Source organism: Rhizobium sp. BK316, assembly GCF_014193695.1.
In the GTDB taxonomy this organism is placed as follows: Bacteria; Pseudomonadota; Alphaproteobacteria; order Rhizobiales; family Rhizobiaceae; genus Rhizobium.
In genome coordinates, this window is sequence record NZ_JACHZR010000001.1 from 1,538,262 (window position 1) to 1,559,822 (window position 21,561).

Here is a 21,561-nt window from a genome sequence, read left to right on the forward strand (position 1 = left end):
TCCTTTGAATCATCAGGCGGCGAGCAGCGTCTTCAGCTTGACATTGCTGGCGGTCAACGCGGCGGGATCGGGATGGGCGCGTGCGGCGATCAGCATTTCCGCCAGCCTGATGTCGCGCGCCACCGCATTGCCCGGCCCGATGCCGCTTGCGGCAAGGAGCCGGCCCTCAGCATCGAGGTGGAAGAGGATGAAGGCCCCTTCGCCGAGATCACGGCGCAGATGCGTAACCGCGCCATCGGCAAGCCCGGCAATCTGCAGCACCATGTCATACTGATCTGACCAGAACCACGGCACGGCTGAGATTGGTGTGTCAGCGCCGAGCATATTGGCGGCGGCGAGCGTGCCCTGTTCCTGTGCGTTGCGCCAGGATTCCAGCCGCACCCGCCGGCCGCCGTAGATATCAAGGGGAAAAGAGCAGCAATCGCCGGCGGCAAAGATATCGGGCGCGGATGTGCGCAGCCGGTCATCGACGGCGACACCGTTGTCGATCACCAGACCGGCCGCCTCGGCGAGTTCGACATTCGGCCGCGCGCCGATGCCGACAAGCGCCAGATCGGCCTCGATCGTCTCGTCGGGTGAAAGCCGGATGACGGCCTTACCCTCCTGCTCCGACAGCGCTTCGATGGAAGCGCCGCAGCGCAGATCGACGCCTTCGGCGCGATGGCGTTCGGCAACGAGTTGGGCGATATCCTCGGGAACGCCGCGCTTCAGCACCCGCTCCAGCCCCTCAATGAGAACCACATCGGCGCCAAGCTTCCGGGCGCTCGCAGCGACCTCCAGCCCGATGAAGCCGCCACCGATGACCGCAAGCCGTTTGCCGGGCTGCAGCATGGCGCGCAACGTCAGCGCATCATGATGGGTGCGCAGCGAGCGGATATGGCTGCTTTCAGCAGGTACGTTCGGAAAGCCGCGGGCGCTGGCGCCGGTCGCAAGCAGCAGCCGGTCAAAAGTAAGGTGGCTGCCATCCGACAAGGTGATACGATGAGCTTCGGCATCGAGGCCGGTTGCGGTTACGCCGGTCAGTAGGCGGATATTGCCTGCGGCATAGGTTTCGTGTGCCACGATGAATTTCGGATCGGCACTGCCCGAAAGCCCGGCCTTGGAAAGCAGCGGCCGCTCATAGGGTGCATGCTGTTCGGAGCCGACGAGCGTGATTTCGCCGTCAAATCCTTTTTCCCTGAGCGCAAAGGCAGCGCGTGCGCCGCATTCGCCTGCTCCGATAATGACGAGATGGGCCATGACGCACCTCAGATCGCGATGAAGACGGAACCGTCTTCGATCTTGACGGGATAGGTCTTCAGGTTGACGCAGACCGGTGCGCCCTTGGCCTCGCCGGTCTTGTAGTTGAAGCGGCCATTATGCTTGGGACATTCGATGATCTCGTCCATAACGAGCCCGTCGGCGAGATGGATCTGCTCATGGGTGCAGAGCCCGTCGGTGGCGAAGAATTCGTCGTCGGGGCTGCGATAGACCGCGAAGGTGCGTCCGCCATGGTCGAAACGGATGACATCTTCCTCGTCGATCTCATCCTTGCCGCAAACCTCGATCCAGTTTCCGCTCATCTCTAACCCTCCCTTGATCTTGTTATTGAGCTGCAGGCGCCAGTTCGGCGTGGAATTCCTCGCGATAGGGCCGCGCCGTCGCCGGCAGTTCGCGCTTCAGGAAATAGTCTTCGTTGCGAAGCTGGCGCAAAAAGGCCGGGATCATTTCCCGGTAGCCGGACCAGATCGACGGATTGGGTGCCGGCAGATCGTGCTTGATCATCGCATGCAGCTTTGGCAGCGCGTGATAGGGCACCATCGGGAACATGTGATGCTCGACGTGATAGTTCATGTTCCAGTAGATGAAGCGGCTGATCGGGTTCATGTAGACGGTGCGGCTGTTCAGCCGGTGGTCGATGACATCGTCGGCAAGCCCGCCATGCTGCAGCAGGCCGGTCAACACGTGATGCCAGGCGCCGTAGAGACGCGGCAGGCCGATCAGCATCAGCGGCAGGATCGAGCCGGTGTAAACGGCAAGCGCTGTTGTGGCGACATAGATCGCCAGCCAGACGCGGGCGATGCGGATCGCCTTCGGCTGCTCCATCTCGGGAATAAAGGTTTTCTCTTCGGCGCTGATGATGCCGGCCGAATTTCTGATCATGTCGACGATCGCATGCCAGACATCGACAATGCCGAAGAAATTGAGGATCAGCCGGAAGAGATCCGGCGGGCGCATGACCGCGATCTCGGGATCGCGGCCGACGATGATGGTGTCGGTATGGTGGCGCGTATGGCTCCAGCGCCAGGTCACCGGATTGCGCATGATCATGAAGCAGGCGATCTGGTAGACGGCGTCGTTCATCCAGCGTGTCTTGAAGGCCGTGCCATGGCCGCATTCATGCCAGCGGCTGTCGGAAGCAGAGCCGTAGAGAACGCCGTAAGCGAGGAAGAAGGGCGCGGCGATCCAGGAGCCCCAGAAATAGATGCCGAGCGCGGCGAAGACCACCATGCTGCCGAGCCAGAGGGCCGTGTCGCGGATGGCTGTCGCGTCGGACCGCTGCATCAGCGCCTTCATCTCCTTGCGGGCAATATCGGTGTGATACCATTGCGCCGCCGCCAGCCCGGTTTCGACCGCTGTGCGGCCGCTCTCGCCCAAAAGGCTGTAATCGCGTTTTCTTGCCTCGCCAGCCATGCCGTCCTCCTGCTCAGCTCCTGACCCAGAGAATAAGTTGACTTCGGAAGGCGCTCAATGCAGGCTTGATATATTCTATCAAAAGCCATCAGAAATGGCTTTCATTCATGATTGAAAACTATCAGGAAAGACCATGCGCCGCCCGACCATATCCGATCTCGCCCAGGCCTCCGGCGTCAGCGTTGCGACCGTCGACCGCGTGCTGAACGGCCGCCACCGCGTGCGGGAGGAAACGGCGCGGCGCGTCTATGATGCGGCTCAAGCGATCGGCTATCACGCGGTCGGGCTGATCCGTCAGCGCGTCTTCGAGGACCTGCCGCAATATCGCCTCGCCTTCCTGCTGCAGAAGCCGGCGCAGCCCTTCTACCAGGCCTTTGCCCGCGAGATCGAAACGGCGGCCCGCAACGTCACGACCGCCCGCATCCAAACGCAGGTGGAATATCCTGCCGCAGCAACGCCGGCGGCGATCATCGAAAAGATCAGGCTGCTCGGGGCCAGAAACCAGGCGGTTGCCCTTGTCGGGCCGGATTATCCGGCGGTGGCGGCAGCGGTCGAGGAATTGAAGGATCGCGGCATTCCGGTCTTCTCGCTGCTGTCGGATCTCGCGACCGGGATACGGGACGCCTATGTCGGCGTCAACAACCGCAAGGTCGGCCGCACTGCCGCCTGGATGATCGCGAAGGCATCCTGCCGGCCTGGCAAGGTCGCCTGTTTCGTCGGCAGCCACCGTTTTCACGGCCATGAGCTGCGCGAGATGGGCTTCCGCTCCTATTTCCGCGAGGAGGCGCCCGACTTTGAGGTGGTCGAGACGCTGATCAACCTGGAAACGCCCGAAATCACCCATGAGGCGACGCTGACGCTCCTGCAGAAACATCCCGATCTCGTCGGTCTCTATGTCTGCGGTGGCGGCATGGAAGGCGCTATCTCCGCATTCCGCGAAGAGGGCATCGGCGGCCGCATCGTGCTTGTCGTCAACGAACTGACGTCGGACAGCAAGGCGGGCCTTGCCGACGGCATCGTCACCATGGCGATCGGCACGCCGCTGCCGGCGCTTTGCAAGGAAGTGGTGTCGCTGATGACGGGCGCGCTGGAACATGGCGAGATCGCCGTCCCCGGCCAATCCTTCCTGCCCTTCGAAATTTTTCTGCCTGAGAATATCTGAAGCAATTCCAGAAAAAGCGCGCAGCGGTTCTTCGTCCGGGATTGCGTAAAACAAGATCAAGAAATGATGGAATTCTATCATTACCGCTGAGATTCTCTCAGCAATGATAGGCTTTGAGGCCTTGCTGCCGATGGACGGTCGGCCGAATTGAAGTAGAGATTCTCTCAAGCGTCAAATTCCCTCGCTCGAGGCAGCGGGGATCAGGAGGAGAGACTTCGCATGGCATCCATTCGTTTCGCGCTGAACCACATGGCAGCGCCCTCGCTTTCGATCGAGGATTTCTTTGCGCTTGCCGTTTCGCTCGGCATCGATGCTGTGGAGATCCGCAACGATCTCGCCGGTAACGCCATTCTGGATGGCACCCGGCCGGAGGTGATCAGGCAAGCCGCTGCCCGTCATGGCGTCGCCATCATCTCCATCAATGCGCTGCAGCGCTTCAATGAATGGAATGCGACCCGCGAGAGGGAAGCCCGTGAACTGATCGATTATGCCAAGGCCGTCGGTTCGCAGGCTGTGGTCCTGGTGCCGAAGAATGACGGTACGGGCCGTGCCGATGGCGAACGCCAGGCCAATCTGCGCCAGTCGCTCGTCGCACTGCGGCCGATGCTGGATGCAGCCGGCCTTGTCGGCCTTGTCGAGCCGCTCGGCTTCGAGATCTGCTCGTTGCGCTCCAAGGCGGAAGCAGCTGACGCGATCGAGACGCTCGGCGCACAGCCGACCTTCCGGCTGGTGCATGACACTTTCCACCATCACCTTGCCGGCGAAACACCCTTCTTCGCGCACCTGACCGGGTTGGTGCATATTTCCGGCGTCAGCGATCCCGCCGTTTCCGTCGCCGACATGCGCGATCCGCACCGCGCTCTCGTCGATGCCGATGACCGGCTCGGCAACGCCGCCCAGATCCGCGCACTGCTGCAGGCAAGCTATAAAGGCCCCTTCTCCTTCGAGCCCTTCGCATCCGAAGTCCATGCGCTGAAGGATCCAGGCGCCGCGTTGAAGGCAAGCATGGATTATCTCGCGGCGAAGGTCTGAACGACTATTCGCGGCCGCGGAAGCGGCGCTGATAGGCGGGATCGTAAAGCGAGCTTTCGCGGAAATCTTCCGATGCAAGCGAGCGGCCGACGAAGATGATTGCCATGCGCTCGATCGGTTCGGCTGCCACCTTCCCTTCGATATCGGCGAGCGTGCCGCGCAAGATACGCTCGTCCGGCCAGGTGGCTTTCACCACGATGGCAACGGGGCAATCGGCGCCGTAAAGCGGTGTCAGCTCCGCGACCACCTGTGCCAGCGCATGAATGGCGAGGTGGATCGCAAGTGTCGCGCCTGTCGCTCCGAATTTCGCGAGCGTCTCTTCATTCGGCATCGGCGAGGCGCGGCCGGATACGCGTGTCAGCACGAGGCTCTGCGCCACGGTCGGGATCGTCAGCTCGCGGCCGAGTGCGGAGGCTGCTGCCGCAAAAGCCGGGACGCCCGGCGTCATCGTGTAGGCGATGCCATGCTTTTCCAACCGGCGGACCTGCTCGGCAACCGCGCTCCAGACGGAGAGATCGCCGGAATGCAGTCGTGCCACATCTTCGCCGGCCGCAGCCGCCCGCAGATATTCAGCCTCGATCTCGTCGAGTGACATCGGCGCCGTATCGATGATGCGCGCGCCCGGTGGGCAATATTGCAGGAGCTCGGGCGAGACGATCGACCCGGCATAGAGGCAGACCGGGCATTTGCCGATCAGGTCGCGTCCGCGCACCGTGATGAGATCTGCAGCTCCCGGTCCGGCGCCGATGAAATGAACCGTCATTTTCCTATTCCTTGATCCAGCGCCACTGCATTACCGGCATGGCCGGTCGCCAGCCGCTCATGCCGCCGACAGGCGCGGCGCGGGCGATTTCGATCTTCGTCAGCGAGCCGCCACGGGCGGCATGCTCTACCAGGAGCACCGCTTCCATTTCGAGCGTTACGGCATTGGCAACGAGCCGCCCCCCCGGCTTCAGGGCGGCGATCGCCGCATCCATGACCCCGGCCTCGCTGCCGCCACCGCCGATGAAGATCGCGTCCGGTGCCGGCAGGCCGACCGTCGCCGCGGGTGCGACGCCCTCGACGAGGGCAAGCTGCGGCACACCGAAGGTTGCGGCATTGCGGGCAAGGCGGGCGGCGCGCTCCGGCGACTGCTCGATGGCGATTGCCCTCAGTGACGGATCGGCAAGCATCCACTCGATACCGATTGATCCCGAGCCGGCGCCGATATCCCAGAGGAGTTCGCCATGTCGCGGCGCCAGCGCCGACAACGTGACGGCACGAATCTCCCGCTTGGTGATCTGCCCGTCATGCTCGAAAAGATCGTCGTCGAGGCCGCAGACATAAGGCAGGATACGAGCCCCTGGCCCCGCGACCATGTCGAGCGCACAGACATTCAAAGGATCGATATCGGCAAGGTCGAAATTGCCTGCCGTGGTGCTCCTGATCCTTTCCCGCTTGCCGCCGAGCGCCTCCAGAACCGTCAGCCGTGTGCCGGCAAAACCATTGGCGGCAAGCAGTTCGGCAAGTATCTGCGGTCCCTTCTCGTCCGACGTCAGCGTCAGAATGCGCCTGTGAGCATGGAGATGCGGGCGGACGAGATCGTACGGCCGTCCGTGCAGCGAAACACACGCGGTCTCCTGCAGCGGCCAGCCGAGGCGCGAGGCGGCAAGGCTGAAGGCGGATGGTGCCGGAATGGTGTAGATCTCTTCTGCCGCGACATGACGCGAGAGCGTCGCGCCGACGCCGTAGAGGAAGGGATCGCCCGAGGCGAGCACGACAACAGGCGTGCCACGCCGCGCCAGGATCGCTTCGACCGACTTTTCGAAAGGGTTCTGCCAAGTGAACCGTTCGCCTGAAATCAGCGCATCGGCGAGATCGTGATGGCGCGCGCCAGCGAAGACGGCGGGCGCGACTGCGATCAGTCGCTTCGCCTCATCGCCAAGGCCTTCTGGACCATCCTCGCCGATGCCGATAAGAGTGAGCCAGCGCGGGCCGGTGGGAGACATATCAGACATGGACAAGACCCGCATTCTGATCTTGGGCGGCACGAGCGAGGCGCGCAGGCTTGCCACGGAGCTTGCCGGCCGAGACGATCTCGACATCCTGCTGTCGCTGGCCGGCCGCACGCAGGCTCCAGCCGAACAGCCCGTCCCCGTCCGTATCGGCGGCTTCGGCGGGGCGGAAGGCCTTGCCGGATTCCTGGTGGCGGGAGGCTACAATCTGCTGATCGATGCCACCCATCCCTTTGCCGAGCGCATTTCGGCCAATGCCGCGGCGGCAGTGGAACGCACTGGCATTGCCGCCATCGCGCTCGTCCGTCCGGAGTGGATTCCTGAAGCCGGCGATCACTGGCATGTCGTGGCGGACATTGCCGCTGCCATCGCCACGCTCGGCCCGACCCCTCGGCGCGTCTTTTTGGCGACAGGCCGACAAGGTGCCCACCATGCGGAGGTCGCCCCTCAGCATTTCTACGTCGTGCGCAGCGTCGATCCTATCGATCCGCCGCTCGCTCTCACTGACGTCGAATATGTGCTCGACCGCGGCCCCTTCACGCTCGAAGGCGAGATGGAGCTCATGCGGAAATATCGCATCGACGCTGTCATCACCAAGAACAGCGGTGGTTCGGCCGCTTATGCCAAGATCGAGGCCGCCCGCCTGCTCGGCATCAAGCTTGTCGTGATCGCCCGCGCGCCCGCTGCCGCCATGACGTCGGTCGGAACGGTCGAAGCGGCGCTCGAAGCGATCGATCATCTCTTGTCTCCGGCCATGAAGCGCGGCGTATAGATGAGGTCTGCTTGCCCCTCGCGGGCAATCACCCGCGTCTCGGGTGAACCGATGATGACACAGGTCGCCATGTCGGCGAGATCGGCGTCAGCTCTATCAAGCGGCTGAACGGTGATCCGCTCGTCAGGCCGTCCGGCCGCCCGACCGAAGATGACAGGCGTCGTTGCCGGCAAGTGCTGGCGCAGAAGTTCGAAAGCCTTGCCGAGCTGCCAGGGTCTCGCCTTGCTGATCGGATTATAGAGGGCGATGACGAAGCCCGCGCGGGCTGCGAGCTCCAGGCGATTCTCGATAATGGCCCAGGGCTTCAGATTGTCCGAGAGCGATATGGCGCAGAAATCGTGACCGAGCGGCGCCCCGACACGGGCGGCCACCGCCAGCATGGCCGTGATGCCGGGCAGGACGACGAGATCGACGCCGCGCCATTCCGCCGGTCCCCTGTCGATCGCCTCGCAGACGGCAGCGGCCATGGCAAAGACACCAGGGTCCCCACCCGAGACAACACAGACATCAGAACCAGCGGCTGCCATCGTCAGCGCCGCCCCTGCCCTGTCCAGCTCCTCGCGATTGTCGGAGACATGTCGGGTCTGGCCGGCGCGCAGCGTCAGGCGGTCGAGATAGGGGCCATAGCCGAAGAAGTCGGTCGCGGCTTCCACTGCCGCCTGGGCTTCCGGCGTCATCTGCCCGGGATTGCCGGGACCGGTGCCGATTACGAAGAGCCGGCCGCTCATCGGCTGGCCTCCCAGCCTGGCACGAGCACGAGCGAGAAGTAGGGCGCCTCACCCTCGTCGCGTTCGGCGAGCTTCACCATCGCGGCATTGGCCATCGTGCCGCGTTCGACATAGAGAGCGTCGCCGAGACGGCCGGCCGCCCGCAGCGCGCGGCGGATCTTCGGCAGGTTGCGGCCGACCTTCATGATGACGGCAGCCTCGGTATCCGTAAGCCTGCGGATCAGTTCCTGTTCGGCCATCGTTCCCGGCAGCACCGAAAGCACGTCGTCACCCTGCACGATCGGCATGCCAGCCAGCGACCAGCAGCCGGACATGGCGCTGATGCCGGGGATGACCTCGGTCGGATAACGCTGCGACAGCCGCACATGCAGGTGCATGTAAGAGCCGTAGAAGAGCGGATCGCCTTCGCTGAGCACTGCCACCGTGCGGCCGGCATCGAGATAGCGGGCGACCGCGTCGGCGGAGTCATTGTAAAAGCCGGTGGTGCGGCTCTGATAGAGGGGATCGTTTTTGTCGAGTTCGGTCGTGACCGGATAATAGAGCGGCAGCAGTTCGACGCCGGGCTTCAGCAGATGTTCGACGATCGCCCTGCCGTTGCCGCCCCTGCCCTGCTTGGCGAAATAGGCGATCACGTCGGCACTCTCGATGGCGCGCACCGCCTTGAGGGTCAGCAGTTCCGGGTCGCCGGGTCCGGTGCCGACGCCGATCAGACGGCCGCTCATAGGCCTGGCCTCGCCAGCGCATTAATGGCGGCCGCGGTCATCGCGCTGCCGCCAAGACGGCCGCGCACGATGGCAAAGGGAACGCCGCAGGAATTCTCCGCAAGCGCATCCTTGGATTCGGCGGCACCGACGAAGCCGACCGGCATACCGATGATCGCTGCCGGCCTCTGTGCGCCATCGCCCAGCAATTCCAGGAGATGGAAGAGAGCGGTCGGTGCATTGCCGATGGCAACGACGCTGCCGGCGAGCCGGTCGAGCCAGAGATGGATGGCGGCGGCCGAGCGGGTATTGCCGGTCTCCTGGGCGAGTTCGTGGGTGCGTGGATCGTGCAGCGTGCAGATCACTTCGTTCTTCGCCGGCAGACGGGTACGCGTCACGCCATGCGCTACCATTTCCGCATCGCAAAAGATCGGTGCACCGTCCTGCAGGGCGATCCGTGCAGCATGGACGAAGCCGGGTGAGAAGACGAAATTCTGTGCCGCCTCGACCAGGCCGCAGGCATGGATCATGCGGACGGCGACATCGGCCTCCTCGGGCGAAAAACGCGAGAGATCGGCTTCGCTGCGAATGATCGCGAAGGAGCGCTCATAGATCGCGTCTCCGCTGCGGATATAGTCGTAGTCTGGCATGTTTATTCCTGTTGTAGCGCCTCGGCGAGGCCGATGACCCCAAGCCTTTTCAAGCTATCGGCACTCGACTCGCCGGCACCTCTCTTGTCTTCGATCAGCCGGGCGAGCCTCTCTATAGCGAAATCGATCCGTTCGCCAGCAATCCTTGCAGCCGGCCTGTCGGCGGCAAGCCCATCGAGGACAAAACCGTAGCCTTCAGCCGAACCGACGATCGCGAGATCTGCGTGTCGGTGCGCACACCCTTTTGCGCAGCCGGAGAGATGAAGCTTCAGCGAGCCATCGAAGAGATCAGGAACCCGATCGATCAGCTGGCCAGCCAGAGCCCTCGTATCGTAGAAGGCCGAGGCGCAGGCCCCTGCCCCGGCGCAGGCTGCGATCTGCTCGGCCGGCTCGTGTGCCGTGACGCTGAATCCATGATCGACAGCCGCTTGTTGCATAGCGGGCATTTCTGTCTCGCCGATGCCGATCAGGAAGAAGCCACGATCAGGCGCCAACCGGATTTCCGGTCCATCTGCACTCTCGGTGGAAGCCAGGAAAGAGATCAGATCGGCGGCTCTGGCCTGGCCGAATTTCAGCCGCATGCCGAGTACGGCGCTGCCGTTCCTAAGCCTTGTGACGCCGACGAAGGAGGATTTCTGGGGCGCCGGACGGGTAGATCGGATGCTGTCGATCTGCGGAAAATGGCCGCGCAATGTTGCTGCGTCGATGTCGCGAGCGCGTGTCTGCCTGCCGCGCGCGATCAGGATCTGAAGCAGATCGCCGACCGCGTTGACGGCTGTATCTGCGCCGCCGACTGTCAGCGGTGTCGCGTCCTGTCCATCGCCGGCTATCGAGACCAGCCACTGACCAGCATGTTGTGCGACGATGCGGATATCGGTAACGAGAGTGGAAAGCGAAAATTGCCCGCCGCCATCGATCAGGATCGAGAGTTTCGGAGCAAGGCGCGGAGAGCTGAGAAACGCGCCGAGCCTGTTGCGCAGCGCCGCTTCCATCTCCGCCGCATCGGCGATCTCATCGGCATCGACGCCATGCAGCGGTGAAATCTCGATCGCGACGCCATCAGGCACGGTGATACCGGCGGCGTCGATATCCGCCGCCAGCAGTCCGACGGACCCGGCACGAAGGCCACGGATCTGCAGATTGCCGCGGGCGGTGATTTCCAGAATGCCGTTCCCATGGCGCACGGCTGCCAAAGCCAGCGCCTGAAACTGGGAGACGGTAAGTGCGCCGCCGGCCGGCCTCAGGCGCACGAGCAGGCCGTCGCCGGTTTGCATGGGTGCTGCAAGTGCCGGGCAGGCGCCGCGATGCATGCTCGTTATATCGAGCCTCTCTGCTTCAAAGATCTTGCCGGTAACGCTATGCATTCATCCATCCTTTGGCCATGTCTTACATGATCGCGCCGGATGCGGCAAAGCGAGATCGGTCCGGTGACCGGGACATTCAGTCGTCGAAATCCCGTCCCTTACGGAGGAGATAGATGTCCATGATCCAGCCATGACGTTTGCGCTCGTCGGCACGGAGCTGGACGATGTCGTCGGCGATATCGCCAAGCCGGCCTGAGCGAATGATTTCATCTTTCGTGCCGAGATAAGCGCCCCAGAAGATCTCGGCATCGGGATCGTCGATCTTGGAAAAAGCCTGTTCGCCGTCGAGCATGACGACGGTGCTTTCACGCGTCAGCCCTTCCTCCACCAGCCGCCGCCCGGTGGTGATTTCGACCGGCTTGCCGACGAGATTGACAGGAATGCGGTGGCTGGCCGCCAGTGCCTGGATGCTCGTGATGCCGGGAACGACGCGATAGTCGAAGGCACGGGTACCGGCATTACGCACGCGTTCGATGATGCGGATCGTGCTGTCGTAGAGGCTCGGGTCGCCCCAGACGAGGAAGGCACCAGCACCGGTTTCCGGCAGATTGCCGATCAGACCCTCATAGATACGGGCGATCGCCGCATGCCAGTCCTCGACGCTCTGGACATAAGTTCGGTCCTGGACCGCCCGCTTCGGCACCTCGAATTCGATGATACGGACACCTTCGCGGGTCAGATACCGCTCGCAGATTTCCCGGCGGACCTCGGCGAGATCCGCCTTCGCGGCCCCCTTGGTCGGGATGAACACAACGTCTGCCGCGTTCATGGCGTTAATCGCCTGCACGGTCAGATGCTCGGGATTGCCCGTACCGATACCGATGATATGGATGTGCCGCATGTTTTCCGCCCTCGCGATTTCCAGCGGTTTGTGCCGCTAAAGCAGGTCTTTCGCAAGGGTGGACCGAAGAGTTGGCCGCGGCCAACTTTCAATCTGTGTGGTTAGCGAACCGTTTATTGTCGCTACATCCGAATCATGTCATCTTCGATACGCTTTTTGACGCTATGTTGACCGAAAAGCGCTTTAAGAAGGGGCAAGTGTTTTGGACAACATTAGCGTATCAACCACGGACATTCGCATCGAAAGGCACGCCACGCAGCTCTCGCGCCAGCTGAAACTGCTGCGGGAAAGGCTTTTTCCGCCGCTTTCACAAAAGACGCTCCGGACATTCACATCAGGCGAAGCCGCGCAGATGATCGGTGTCTCCGACGGCTATCTTCGCCAGCTTTCGCTTGATGGCAAAGGTCCGCAGCCGGATGTTTCGCAGAATGGCCGCCGCTCTTACACGCTTGGCCAGATCAACGAGTTGCGCCAGCATATGGCGAGGATCAAGCCGAAGGATATGCTCTCCTACCTGCCCTGGCGGCGGGATGGCGAGAAGCTGCAGACGATCGCCATTACCAATTTCAAGGGCGGTTCGGCCAAGACGACGACCACGCTTTATCTGGCCCAGCATCTGGCGCTGGAAGGTTACCGGGTTCTGGCGATCGATCTTGATCCGCAGGCCTCGCTTTCCTCCTTGCTCGGCGTTCAGCCGGAATTCGACCTCGGAGATGGTGACACGCTTTACGGTGCCATTCGCTACGATGCGCAGCGGCGCCCGCTGAAGGATGTCGTCCGCAAGACCTATTTCGACGGTCTGGATCTGATCCCCGGCAATCTCGAGCTGATGGAGTTCGAGCATGAAACGCCGCGTGCGCTGAATGATCGCCAGAAGCCGGAAGAGCTGTTCTTCCGGCGTGTCGGCAATGCAATCGCGGAAGTCGAAGGGGACTATGATATTGTCGTCATCGATTGCCCGCCGCAACTCGGCTACCTCACGCTTGGCGCCGTCTGCGCCGCCACGTCATTGTTGATCACCGTTCATCCACAGATGGTCGATGTCGCCTCCATGTCGCAATTCCTGCTGATGACATCGGACCTTCTGTCGGTCGTGCGCAAGGCCGGCGGTGACTTGCAGCATGATTTCATCAAATATGTCGTTACCCGCCATGAGCCTTTCGACGGACCGCAATCGCAGATCGTTGCACTCTTGCGCGGTCTCTTCGGCGATGATGTTTTGACGGCGACGATCTTGAAATCGACGGCAATCGCCGATGCAGGTCTGACCAAGCAGACCCTCTATGAAATTGAAAAGGGGCAGGTTCGCCGCTCCACTTATGACCGGGCACTGGAATCGGTTAACGCCGCCAATGGCGAAATTCTAACCAGCATCCATAAAGCATGGGGTCGCATATGAGCCGACGAGATCGACTGAAGGGATTGTTCACTGATACGGCGCAGGAGTTGGCCGCGGCCAACTTCGAGGAGACATCCGTGCGCGGCGCCGCCGGTCCGGTACGTACCATGGCGCTGACGCTCGGCCGTATGGAGGAGGAGAGCAGGGCGATGGAAGAGGCCCTGCTTTCAGGCGAACATGTTGTCGAACTCGATCCTGATCTGATCGATTCCTCCTTCATTCGCGATCGCCTCGGCGACGAGCCGCTCGATATGGAGGACGAGCTCGTGCAGTCTATTGCCGAAAACGGTCAGGAAGTGCCGATCCTCGTGCGGCGCAATCCGCATCATGATGGACGCTATCAGGTCGCCTATGGCCATCGCCGCCTTCAGGCCGTGAAGCTGCTTGGCCGCAAGGTGCAAGCGGTCATCCGCAAGCTCGACGATACCGATCTCGTCATTGCCCAGGGCATTGAAAACTCGGCGCGGCGCAATCTGTCCTACATCGAGCGGGCCGTCTTCGCGCTCAATCTCGAACTGAAGAAGTTCGATCGTCCCGTCATCATGAAGGCACTCTCGACCGACAAAACGGAACTCTCGAAGCTCATCTCCGTGGCGAAAGCTATTCCTGCCGATATCATCCAGGCCGTTGGTGCTGCTCCCGGCATCGGCCGCAGGCGATGGATGGCGCTTGCCCAGGATTGGACCGATTCCGCCGTCTTGCGGCTGACCAAGCTGGTTGCGTCCTCCACTTTCAATGCTGTGGAGAGCGATCGCCGTTTCGAACTGGTCATTGCCGAGCTTTCCAAGAAGGAAGAGACGAAGCCCGAGAGCACTGAATATGACTGGAAGCCTGCGAACGGCGGCAAGATCGTCGGCCGTATCAAAAGCACCGGCACGTCTTTCACGATCGCGCTGAAGACCGGCGATGCGCCTGATTTTGGCGCCTATCTCTCAGGCCGCCTCGATGAGCTTTACGAGGCTTACAAGGCCGGGAATCCGAGCACTGTAAAGTAAGCTGCAAGGGGCGCGGCTAATTGGAGCCGAACCGGATCGCAAGGAAGCGCCTTGGCGGATGGCTCGATCAACATCCAACAGGCGGGTGATTGCTTTGTCCGCCTGTGCCGTTCATCGATACAGGCAAACGATCCCATCGGAAAACCGGGTGAAAACCTTGAGCTTGTCCGCCATGATGTTGTCCGCATGTTTCCGTCATGCGATAACTGACGGAAGGTAACGCGGGTTTCGCTTCCCTTTGTGAGAATCCATTAAGCCTAACAATGCACTATGATATCGACGCCGCAACGCTCCAGACGCTGCTTCCGGCCATCGCCGGGGCCGAGGATGCTCTGGCGCGCCTCGATGAGCGGGCGGCGCGTTCACCGGTAGGGCAGGGCTTTGCCGCGCGCAGCCATTTCTTCGATGCGGCCGGCGCACTGTGGGTAGCGGGCGAGCTCGTGCATGTCGAAGATCTCGTCCTGCACGATGCGCATATGGATAGCCGCGCGCCGAGCCATGAGTTGACGATCGCCCATTCCGTCCTGCGCACACGACGGCGGATCGAGACGGCTGATCCTGGTTGGGCGCTCAGCCCGACAGGTCTCGGCGTTCTGACCGCCAGTACTTTGGAAAGGGAGGAGAGCGTGCCGGAGGCGGGAGCCTTTGCGCCTTCCGAGAGCGAAGCTGATGATGAGGATGACGAAGCGCCGCTCGCCGCCGAAATCGCCGAGCTCGATGCCTTGCTCGCCCGCTCGCAGAGGCTTCTCGACCGGCATGCGGGCAAGACCGCCGAGGAGGAGCCGGCGGAGGCTGCACCCCCGCAGCGAGATGACGATCCGCTCGGCCTGTTCGGCGATGACGAATGGAACGAGGAGGAACGGCTGCAGGAATGGCGCGGTCTGATCCCGTTCGCCGATGAGCTGCCGCCCAGTCTGGCGGCTGCGATTCTTTTCGACGCCTGGGAGCGGATCGAACCGTTGCGCCGCCAGCATTGGCTTGGCGGCCTGCTGATCGCCAGCAGCCTGCGCGCCAGAGGCAAGGTCGCCTCGCATCTCTTTTCTTTTCACACCGGGCTGAAGCAGATCCGCCATGAGCGCCGGCGCTCGCGTGATCGGCTGACGCGTCTGCAGGCCTTTCTCGGTGCGATGCGGGAGAGTGCCGCCGCGGGCCTCAAGGAGATCGATCGCCTGTCGCTCGCACGCACGCAGATGGAGTTGCGCTTTCGCGGCCGCCGATCGAACAGCAGCCTGCCGCAGCTTGCCGATTTCGTCCTGTCGCGCCCGATGGTATCGGCCGCTATGGTTGCCCGTGAGCTTGGCGTCACGCAGCGCGGCGCGCTGAACCTGATCAACGAGATCGGCATCCGCGAATTCACCGGCCGTGGCCGCTACCGGGCTTGGGGCATAATCTGATCCAGCCGGCCGTCGCATCGATGGGATTCCAAGAAGCCTCGGATCGCCTCCGCACGCCGACAGGCCCCATCCCAGCGCCTCGTCAACCTCATCGGGAAACATATCGCTCATGACAGACACGTGCGAGAAATAAGGACGTCCGTAGACAGTACAGAACGCCTCTGTGTTGCAAGCCGCCCTTATAAGAGATCTTGAAACAGTGCCGCGAGCCTCACGCTGTAGGCATGAACAAGTAGATAATCACTATCATTATACGTCCGCATCCAGCGATAGTGTAGAGAATACGTGCCAAGGCACCGGCCATCCAAGCCAACCAACGGACTGGAGACGATAGAGCGGATTCGCGCGTCGCGGGCGAAGTCCCGGAAGGGAGCGAAGTTTTCGTCCTCGTCGATATCGTAGACGAAAACCGGCTTCTGCAACGCTAGAGCACGCTGGCTGACTGTGCCATCACCCTGTCTCACCTCCGGGAAGCGATCGATAAACTCAGTGTCAAAATTCGTCTGAGCAAACAGCGAGAGGCAATGCTTCCGTTCGTTCCAGATCCGTAGGCTTCCATGATCGGCTTGATTAGCTCGAACGGCGTGGTCGAGGGTCAATTCCGCGTCCTCACCGACCTTGAGAGGTACCTCGATCTGAGGACAGGTGAGAAGCCAGAGGTGTTCCAGCCTTGCGAGCTCGCGCCGGGCATCTTCGATCAGTTCGCGCAAGCGTTCTCTACGGACCACACCTCTTTCGTTGGCGAGCTGTTCTTCGTACTGCACCAGGTTTTGCCGAAGAATAAAGCGGCGCATGTTATTTCACCGGAGCTGATTGAGCACAGGCAAAACACACCTCAAAAAAGTCCGTTGGATGAGACGGACCTAAGCGAGGTGGAATGATGTCTTTTTATGATGACTCGGCGCTGAAACGCTGTCAATCACACACAACTCTGGCGGTAAGGGGGCCGTATAACGAGTGCTTCAGCTGGGACGTCAGGCAGTGATCGAACAGAGGATCGCCCGGTATTGCCGCACGCCTCCCGATTAAGTTGCTGGAAACGTCGATCGCCTTCGTTGCCCTAGATCAACGCACCTAGCAGTCGGGATGGACAAGCTAGGGCAAACTTCGCCCGATCGGCCTAAAATATTCTGTCGTCAGCCCATTGAGACGGGCTTTCCTGAGGAACACGTTCGCAGCAGCACGCGTCAGCACTTGGTCTTCGCCCTGCCAATCTCCATCGACAGACCTCAGTCAATAATGACCGCGTATCGAAACGACCCGCAGGTACAGGGCCTGGTGTCCAAAATGCATCGCCAGAGCGGAAAGGCGAAGACGAGATTAGGAGCAAGTAATACGCTTATTGACAGGAATCAAAGCGCCTCGAGGAGATTGGATAGACTATGAAATTCTTCGGGGCACGCCAGATTGGGCGATATCCGGAAGATGAGCATCATTACGTGGGGTCAAAAAATCGCTGCGTGACAGATGCGAGGGAGGTGTACTCGTGCTATCGGATTTGCTGAAATATATCCTCCAGATCGCACTGATTTCGTTCATGCTCGGCAGCTTGGTCGATGTTGGCCTGAAGCTAGAGGTCAAGGATGCCTTGGCTGCACTTCGCGACCGGCACTTCGTCGTGGCGAGCATTCTGTCCGCGTTCCTCGCTGGACCGCTTCTTGCCGTCCTCATCGTGTGGGCGCTTGCGTTACCACAGCCTTACGCGCTCGGCCTCCTCTTGCTGGGTTTTGCCCCCTGCGCCCCCTCATGCCCGCTCTTTCGGATTTGGCGAAGGCTGATCCTGCCTATGCAACGGCATTCATCATGATCGCTGCGCTCGAGATCAGATTATAGTCCGCCTGGTAGCTGGCGGGAAAATTTCGGTTGTCGTCCAATCGGCTGGGCCAGACCATTTGCAGGGAGAACATTACCTCCTGCAGGCAGGCACGAGAGGAGCGCCGGGGCCGATGCGGCTGACAGCCCGCCCTCGTACGAGAAGGCGATGGTGTGGTTTTGTGGTCTCGCAGCTACGATTTGAACGAGCTTTCCAGCGGTCGACGGAGCCGGAATCGGCAATCGCCAGCGACGTCGCACGAGACGTCGCGGCAACTCTTCAAGTCTCGAACTCATAGCACGCTGGACGGAAGTTGGGGCAATACCGATGCACCGAACAGCTCGCCGAGCGAGATCGCCGCACCGGAAGAGGCAAGTAGAATTGGATCTACCCCGTGGCGAAACGCAATCGGGAAAGCTGCTGATATCGCGACCACGTAGTGGGCTCGCCGTTCTTATTGCTCTTTTGATGTGCGTCAAGGAAGGATTTTGGCTGATCCCTTAGACTGTTTTGCATCCATCGGACCTCGGCTGGCGTTCAACCAAGGCCTGTCCCGGGAGCGCAAAATTCATAAGGTCGCCGCTCATGTCGTTGAAACTGGTCAGTGGAATGATGAAGTCGTCCGGCGAGGAAGCTCTGCTCTTGATGGAGACTGCCGGGGCCGAGCATATTGTCCTTGTCAGCAAAGAGGCCCTCATGGCGGTTGCAGAGCCACCGCGCTGTGATGAGAGCCGCTTGCAGGAAAACATTGATGTTTTCAGCCAAATCGCTGACGCCAAATACGCCGACGGAGGCGCGGAGCCTGACGGTCGCATTCGAATCACGGCAGACGATGTTGGCGCCTGGTTCCGTTCACGACAAGCGGCAACCTGATCGCCGGAGGTTTCGTTACCGATCGCGAGCGACTTTGCTTCATGGCCGATGTCCGATGGCTTCGACAATCGCATCTCGATGAATTGGTCGAACTGGAAGGCGCGGTCCGACATCGCCTTGTCAACCTTCCATCAAGGTGGCCTCTGTCTCGCCGAATTGATCAAGCGCCTCTTCAAGGTAATCCGACAGTAGCGGCATGCCCAGCAGATAGGAGGCAGTGCGTCCGTTGCGCGCGTCGGCGGCCTGCTGGCGAAGGTCGTCCCAGTCCGCGGCATCCCCATCGCCACGCCCAAGCCAGGAAAGAGCCACAAGGTCGATCTGTTCATCCTCGTTAAGCGCCCAGATCACGCTGCGCAATTCCTGCTCCACCGAGTCGTCGGCGTGTTCTTCAAGGATTTCGATCATGTTGTCATCCGTTGGATTGGAGCCCGGATCCGGCTCGGTCATGACATCTTTGGCGTCGAACTCTCTTGCCTTGAGAATGAGGTAACGCACTTTCTCGGGCGAAATGCCCGGTTTCCATTCTTCGCCTACGCCAGTCATCGACAGCCTCCTTTCGTGAGGATTTCAAGCATCTTGATCCGGATCGCATGTCACGCTTTGCGTTGGGTCAAACGGGACGCCTATGAGCGGAAATAAGGCGGTCATGGATGACGCAAATGGCCGCACGCCTGCAGATTCTAGACTCAGGGCGCTATGCTGGTGCTTATGGGCGTCGGTTCCTCGTCGGTGCTGCATGCTCTCATCGCTGCTGACCGCCCCGATGAGAGCAGAGCCGTGACGGGCGGCTCGACAGGATGTGTCTTTAAAGCGGCCGCCCGCTGACCGCGGCGGATATCTGCAACGCTCGAGAACGCGCCCGCAAAGCCAGGTCGTGCGGCATTTCAGTTTCCAATTGACGCCCATCAATGTCCTCACCGCAGCTCGGATCCACGCTGATCTCCTTATCAAGGAGGTATAAGATGTCGACATTCATCATGCTCACCCGCTTGAGCCATGAGGCTCTGAGAAACCCCCGCGCCATGAAGACCCTGAGCCATGAACTCGCTCAATATATACGGCGTGATTGTCCCGAGGTGCGTTGGATTTCAAGCTTTGTAGTGCTTGGTCCGGCAGACTATGTCGATATTTTTTCCGCGCCCGATATGCTGTCTGCGATGAAGGTGGCAACACTCGTACGGACGTTCGGCCATGCCACAACGGAGATCTGGCCCGCGACCGAATGGCCCGAGTTTGAGAAATTGCTTCAACAGCTTCCATCATTGATTACCGAATAGTCGGCTCAATCAGAGGCGTTGATCGTTTCAAGGCTCAGGCGAAGCAGAATGCGTCAACGACTTCAGAGCTGCAGGATATGATCCGGATTGAACAGGATCTGCTCCAAGTGCCAGAGAGGATGTTCTTCGATCGATTGACTTTTCGTGTGAGCTGAAACTCCCGCCATGCAGGCATGGCGGGAGGAAATGCAGAGCTTATCAGGCGTGATGGCCGCTGACCGCTCTCAGCAGTTCTTCAGCAAGCGGCCGACTGCCGCAATGCGTAATGTCGCCGATGGCAAGCATACCAACGATCTCGTCTTCTGCATTCATAACAGGCAGGCGTCGGATCTTATGCTTTTCCATCATGCGCACCGCTTCCTCAATGCGGTCCGACGTGTGGCAGAATGTGGCGCCCGGCGACATGACCTCCCGTGCCGTAATCCCGGAAGCATCGTGACCATCAGCAAGGACGCGTACGGTGAGATCGCGGTCCGTGATCATCCCGATCATGCGCCCGTTCTCGGTGACGGGAACGGCTCCGATATCCTGCTTTTTCATCAGTTTGGCGACCTCATTGATACGCGTGGTCGGCGAAACTGATTGAACCTGCTTGTGCATCGCTTCTGATACATGCATGATATGTCCTCCTGGTCCAAAACAGAACGTACCTGTGGAAGTTTCCAGGAACGGGTCGGCAACTGCATTGATCAGGGTCAATGCGCTTACACACGGATTTGCCCCTCGCTTCCGCAACATTAAACCAGGTAGACCACACGAGCACGGTCTCTTTCCGTCCCGCGAACTTGACGGAGATCAATGCAACAAAGTCGTCATCGTGTTGTCCTGTTCAGGTAACGATCTTCACATGTGGCCCCCGAACCTAGACCTGAGAGGACGCGGCATCGATGCCGCTGATGTCTTAGCGTTGTCGCTTGACCGAGAGCCATAGCCGGTGCGACCGGCGTGGGTGGCCAGATGTCGCCGGTGGCACTTTTTCCAACGCCGGTGTCTTCGCCCTGCAGGCGACCGCAGGGATGGTGGCGGATGCGGCCCGCGTCAGAAAGGAGCCGCCGATGTTGTTCAATGACCGAACCGACGCGGGCAGGAGGCTCGCTCAAGCTCTTGAAAGATACAAGAAGGATCATGTCGTCGTGCTCGCGCTTCCGCGTGGAGGCGTGCAGGTAGCGACCGAGATAGCAAGATATCTGGATGCCCCGCTTGACCTGATTCTGGTACGAAAAATCGGCGTCCCCACGCATCCGGAGCTCGCGATGGGAGCGATCGTCGACGGATTGGAGCCAATCGTCGTCCGTAACGAGCACGTTCTCCGCCTCGCAGGTGTGCCCGAATCCTCGTTCGAGGACGTGCAGCGCCGCGAATGGGAGGAGATTGAACGTCGTCGGCGTCGGTATCTTGGCGTCAGCCCTCATCAGGAAGTCTTCGGGCGCATCGTCGTGATCGTTGATGACGGCATTGCCACAGGTGCGACAATGATGGCGGCCATTCGTGCATTGAGGCAACGCAAACCGAGTAAGATCGTCGTGGCTGTGCCTGTCGCGCCTCTTGAAGAGCTCGCGCAATTGAGCCAGGCAGCCGATGAGACTGTCTGCCTGTACGCCCCCGCTTCTCTTGGGGCAATAGGTGCCTATTATCAGGACTTTCGGCAGCTGAGCGACGATGACGTCATCGCATTGATCCAGTCGCTTCCGGCCACGCCATGATACCCGTTATGCGTCACGCCTCAGTGGAGCAGATCGCCCGATCGCTCCCAGACGATCGGCATCAATGAACATTTGGTGCAGTTGTTGCTGATGGAAGGCGGTCCTGGGGGTGTCAGATTACTGCCTGCCGCCGCTGAAGTATTGCACTGCGTTGGTTGAGGTATCGCGAGAACGCCGCTCCATTGCGTTT

The 21,561-nt window shown here is 60.9% G+C and carries 23 protein-coding genes; 10 read left to right on the forward strand and 13 right to left on the reverse strand.

Annotated features, from left to right (window positions below):
• Window positions 1-12: 12 nt before the first annotated feature.
• From FHT87_RS06915 to FHT87_RS06925, 3 genes are read right to left on the reverse strand one after another with little or no spacing between them, the layout of a single operon-like run.
• Window positions 13-1,239 carry an FAD-dependent oxidoreductase gene (locus FHT87_RS06915; RefSeq protein WP_183800490.1) on the reverse strand — a complete coding sequence of 409 codons (1,227 nt, stop codon included), beginning with the start codon at window positions 1,237-1,239 and terminating at the stop codon, window positions 13-15.
• A gap of 8 nt (window positions 1,240-1,247) precedes the next feature.
• Entirely contained in the window at window positions 1,248-1,562 is a 315-nt protein-coding gene (locus tag FHT87_RS06920) for a MocE family 2Fe-2S type ferredoxin (protein WP_183800493.1), read from the reverse strand.
• Window positions 1,563-1,584: 22 nt separating this feature from the next.
• Window positions 1,585-2,673, reverse strand: coding sequence for a fatty acid desaturase family protein (locus FHT87_RS06925; protein WP_183800496.1), 1,089 nt, complete (start codon window positions 2,671-2,673; stop codon window positions 1,585-1,587).
• A gap of 133 nt (window positions 2,674-2,806) precedes the next feature.
• On the opposite strand from FHT87_RS06925, the gene FHT87_RS06930 reads away from it, so the two are divergent.
• Complete coding sequence (locus FHT87_RS06930) at window positions 2,807-3,835, forward strand: LacI family DNA-binding transcriptional regulator (protein ID WP_183800499.1); 1,029 nt, start codon at window positions 2,807-2,809, stop codon at window positions 3,833-3,835.
• Between the two features lie 219 nt (window positions 3,836-4,054).
• Window positions 4,055-4,867 carry a TIM barrel protein gene (locus FHT87_RS06935; RefSeq protein ID WP_183800502.1) on the forward strand — a complete coding sequence of 271 codons (813 nt, stop codon included), beginning with the start codon at window positions 4,055-4,057 and terminating at the stop codon, window positions 4,865-4,867.
• 4 nt (window positions 4,868-4,871) lie between these two features.
• Here FHT87_RS06935 and cobM read toward each other — a convergent pair whose 3' ends face one another.
• Both cobM and cbiE read right to left on the reverse strand, forming a co-directional pair.
• Window positions 4,872-5,630 (reverse strand): precorrin-4 C(11)-methyltransferase, encoded by a 759-nt coding sequence (gene cobM, locus FHT87_RS06940; protein ID WP_183800505.1) that lies wholly within the window; start codon window positions 5,628-5,630, stop codon window positions 4,872-4,874.
• A gap of 4 nt (window positions 5,631-5,634) precedes the next feature.
• The gene (gene cbiE, locus FHT87_RS06945; protein WP_183800508.1) at window positions 5,635-6,864 is read right to left on the reverse strand and encodes a precorrin-6y C5,15-methyltransferase (decarboxylating) subunit CbiE; all 1,230 of its coding nucleotides are present in this window, start codon (window positions 6,862-6,864) and stop codon (window positions 5,635-5,637) included.
• On the opposite strand from cbiE, the gene FHT87_RS06950 reads away from it, so the two are divergent.
• On the forward strand, window positions 6,863-7,633 hold the full coding sequence (locus FHT87_RS06950) for a cobalt-precorrin-6A reductase (protein ID WP_183800511.1): 771 nt from the start codon (window positions 6,863-6,865) through the stop codon (window positions 7,631-7,633). The two genes, cbiE and FHT87_RS06950, sit on opposite strands and share 2 nt — an antisense overlap.
• Here the strand turns inward: FHT87_RS06950 and FHT87_RS06955 are convergent.
• The 5 genes from FHT87_RS06955 to cobF form a co-directional block, all read right to left on the reverse strand.
• The gene (locus FHT87_RS06955) at window positions 7,597-8,361 is read right to left on the reverse strand and encodes a precorrin-3B C(17)-methyltransferase (RefSeq protein ID WP_183800513.1); all 765 of its coding nucleotides are present in this window, start codon (window positions 8,359-8,361) and stop codon (window positions 7,597-7,599) included. The genes FHT87_RS06950 and FHT87_RS06955 overlap by 37 nt on opposite strands.
• Entirely contained in the window at window positions 8,358-9,083 is a 726-nt protein-coding gene (locus tag FHT87_RS06960) for a precorrin-2 C(20)-methyltransferase (RefSeq protein WP_183800516.1), read from the reverse strand. Before FHT87_RS06960 ends, FHT87_RS06955 begins: the two co-directional genes overlap by 4 nt.
• The gene (locus FHT87_RS06965; RefSeq protein WP_183800519.1) at window positions 9,080-9,712 is read right to left on the reverse strand and encodes a precorrin-8X methylmutase; all 633 of its coding nucleotides are present in this window, start codon (window positions 9,710-9,712) and stop codon (window positions 9,080-9,082) included. Before FHT87_RS06965 ends, FHT87_RS06960 begins: the two co-directional genes overlap by 4 nt.
• Window positions 9,713-9,714: 2 nt before the next feature.
• Window positions 9,715-11,076, reverse strand: a complete 1,362-nt coding sequence (cobG, locus tag FHT87_RS06970; protein ID WP_183800522.1) for a precorrin-3B synthase — start codon at window positions 11,074-11,076, stop codon at window positions 9,715-9,717.
• A 76-nt stretch (window positions 11,077-11,152) separates the two neighbouring features.
• Window positions 11,153-11,917 (reverse strand): precorrin-6A synthase (deacetylating), encoded by a 765-nt coding sequence (gene cobF, locus FHT87_RS06975; RefSeq protein ID WP_183800525.1) that lies wholly within the window; start codon window positions 11,915-11,917, stop codon window positions 11,153-11,155.
• 202 nt (window positions 11,918-12,119) lie between these two features.
• On the opposite strand from cobF, the gene repA reads away from it, so the two are divergent.
• The 3 genes from repA (at window position 12,120) to FHT87_RS06990 (ending at window position 15,705) form a co-directional block, all read left to right on the forward strand.
• A complete protein-coding gene (gene repA / locus FHT87_RS06980; RefSeq protein WP_183800528.1) occupies window positions 12,120-13,316 on the forward strand; it encodes a plasmid partitioning protein RepA in 1,197 nt (398 codons plus the stop codon).
• Window positions 13,313-14,311 carry a plasmid partitioning protein RepB gene (gene repB, locus FHT87_RS06985; RefSeq protein WP_183800531.1) on the forward strand — a complete coding sequence of 333 codons (999 nt, stop codon included), beginning with the start codon at window positions 13,313-13,315 and terminating at the stop codon, window positions 14,309-14,311. Before repA ends, repB begins: the two co-directional genes overlap by 4 nt.
• Before the next feature lie 263 nt (window positions 14,312-14,574).
• Window positions 14,575-15,705: an RHE_PE00001 family protein gene (locus FHT87_RS06990; protein WP_183800534.1), complete on the forward strand. Its 1,131-nt coding sequence runs from the start codon at window positions 14,575-14,577 to the stop codon at window positions 15,703-15,705.
• A 179-nt stretch (window positions 15,706-15,884) separates the two neighbouring features.
• On the opposite strand, the gene FHT87_RS06995 is transcribed toward FHT87_RS06990, so the two are convergent.
• On the reverse strand, window positions 15,885-16,499 hold the full coding sequence (locus FHT87_RS06995) for a GAF domain-containing protein (RefSeq protein ID WP_183726640.1): 615 nt from the start codon (window positions 16,497-16,499) through the stop codon (window positions 15,885-15,887).
• A 692-nt stretch (window positions 16,500-17,191) separates the two neighbouring features.
• Between FHT87_RS06995 and FHT87_RS07000 the strand changes: the two genes are divergently transcribed.
• Entirely contained in the window at window positions 17,192-17,512 is a 321-nt protein-coding gene (locus FHT87_RS07000) for a hypothetical protein (protein ID WP_183726642.1), read from the forward strand.
• A 591-nt stretch (window positions 17,513-18,103) separates the two neighbouring features.
• On the forward strand, window positions 18,104-18,391 hold the full coding sequence (locus FHT87_RS07005) for a hypothetical protein (protein WP_183726644.1): 288 nt from the start codon (window positions 18,104-18,106) through the stop codon (window positions 18,389-18,391).
• 120 nt (window positions 18,392-18,511) lie between these two features.
• Here FHT87_RS07005 and FHT87_RS07010 read toward each other — a convergent pair whose 3' ends face one another.
• Entirely contained in the window at window positions 18,512-18,934 is a 423-nt protein-coding gene (locus FHT87_RS07010) for a DUF3775 domain-containing protein (RefSeq protein ID WP_183726646.1), read from the reverse strand.
• A gap of 419 nt (window positions 18,935-19,353) precedes the next feature.
• Here FHT87_RS07010 and FHT87_RS07015 point away from each other — a divergent pair, with 419 nt between their 5' ends.
• On the forward strand, window positions 19,354-19,668 hold the full coding sequence (locus FHT87_RS07015; protein WP_183726648.1) for a GYD domain-containing protein: 315 nt from the start codon (window positions 19,354-19,356) through the stop codon (window positions 19,666-19,668).
• Between the two features lie 198 nt (window positions 19,669-19,866).
• Here FHT87_RS07015 and FHT87_RS07020 read toward each other — a convergent pair whose 3' ends face one another.
• Window positions 19,867-20,367, reverse strand: a complete 501-nt coding sequence (locus tag FHT87_RS07020; RefSeq protein ID WP_246698048.1) for a CBS domain-containing protein — start codon at window positions 20,365-20,367, stop codon at window positions 19,867-19,869.
• 356 nt (window positions 20,368-20,723) lie between these two features.
• Here FHT87_RS07020 and FHT87_RS07025 point away from each other — a divergent pair, with 356 nt between their 5' ends.
• Window positions 20,724-21,371 (forward strand): phosphoribosyltransferase family protein, encoded by a 648-nt coding sequence (locus FHT87_RS07025; protein ID WP_183726650.1) that lies wholly within the window; start codon window positions 20,724-20,726, stop codon window positions 21,369-21,371.
• Window positions 21,372-21,561: the final 190 nt, after the last annotated feature.

What these genes read in the sequence shown, in the direction of transcription:
- FHT87_RS06915 (WP_183800490.1), bottom strand. Translation starts at nt 1,239, where the DNA reads ATGGCCCATCTCGTCATTATCGGAGCAGGCGAATGCGGCGCACGCGCT.
- FHT87_RS06920 (WP_183800493.1), bottom strand. Translation starts at nt 1,562, where the DNA reads ATGAGCGGAAACTGGATCGAGGTTTGCGGCAAGGATGAGATCGACGAG.
- FHT87_RS06925 (WP_183800496.1), bottom strand. Translation starts at nt 2,673, where the DNA reads ATGGCTGGCGAGGCAAGAAAACGCGATTACAGCCTTTTGGGCGAGAGC.
- FHT87_RS06930 (WP_183800499.1), top strand. Translation starts at nt 2,807, where the DNA reads ATGCGCCGCCCGACCATATCCGATCTCGCCCAGGCCTCCGGCGTCAGC.
- FHT87_RS06935 (WP_183800502.1), top strand. Translation starts at nt 4,055, where the DNA reads ATGGCATCCATTCGTTTCGCGCTGAACCACATGGCAGCGCCCTCGCTT.
- cobM (WP_183800505.1), bottom strand. Translation starts at nt 5,630, where the DNA reads ATGACGGTTCATTTCATCGGCGCCGGACCGGGAGCTGCAGATCTCATC.
- FHT87_RS06950 (WP_183800511.1), top strand. Translation starts at nt 6,863, where the DNA reads ATGGACAAGACCCGCATTCTGATCTTGGGCGGCACGAGCGAGGCGCGC.
- cbiE (WP_183800508.1), bottom strand. Translation starts at nt 6,864, where the DNA reads ATGTCTGATATGTCTCCCACCGGCCCGCGCTGGCTCACTCTTATCGGC.
- FHT87_RS06955 (WP_183800513.1), bottom strand. Translation starts at nt 8,361, where the DNA reads ATGAGCGGCCGGCTCTTCGTAATCGGCACCGGTCCCGGCAATCCCGGG.
- FHT87_RS06960 (WP_183800516.1), bottom strand. Translation starts at nt 9,083, where the DNA reads ATGAGCGGCCGTCTGATCGGCGTCGGCACCGGACCCGGCGACCCGGAA.
- FHT87_RS06965 (WP_183800519.1), bottom strand. Translation starts at nt 9,712, where the DNA reads ATGCCAGACTACGACTATATCCGCAGCGGAGACGCGATCTATGAGCGC.
- cobG (WP_183800522.1), bottom strand. Translation starts at nt 11,076, where the DNA reads ATGCATAGCGTTACCGGCAAGATCTTTGAAGCAGAGAGGCTCGATATA.
- cobF (WP_183800525.1), bottom strand. Translation starts at nt 11,917, where the DNA reads ATGCGGCACATCCATATCATCGGTATCGGTACGGGCAATCCCGAGCAT.
- repB (WP_183800531.1), top strand. Translation starts at nt 13,313, where the DNA reads ATGAGCCGACGAGATCGACTGAAGGGATTGTTCACTGATACGGCGCAG.
- FHT87_RS06990 (WP_183800534.1), top strand. Translation starts at nt 14,575, where the DNA reads ATGCACTATGATATCGACGCCGCAACGCTCCAGACGCTGCTTCCGGCC.
- FHT87_RS06995 (WP_183726640.1), bottom strand. Translation starts at nt 16,499, where the DNA reads ATGCGCCGCTTTATTCTTCGGCAAAACCTGGTGCAGTACGAAGAACAG.
- FHT87_RS07005 (WP_183726644.1), top strand. Translation starts at nt 18,104, where the DNA reads ATGTCGTTGAAACTGGTCAGTGGAATGATGAAGTCGTCCGGCGAGGAA.
- FHT87_RS07010 (WP_183726646.1), bottom strand. Translation starts at nt 18,934, where the DNA reads ATGACTGGCGTAGGCGAAGAATGGAAACCGGGCATTTCGCCCGAGAAA.
- FHT87_RS07015 (WP_183726648.1), top strand. Translation starts at nt 19,354, where the DNA reads ATGTCGACATTCATCATGCTCACCCGCTTGAGCCATGAGGCTCTGAGA.
- FHT87_RS07025 (WP_183726650.1), top strand. Translation starts at nt 20,724, where the DNA reads ATGTTGTTCAATGACCGAACCGACGCGGGCAGGAGGCTCGCTCAAGCT.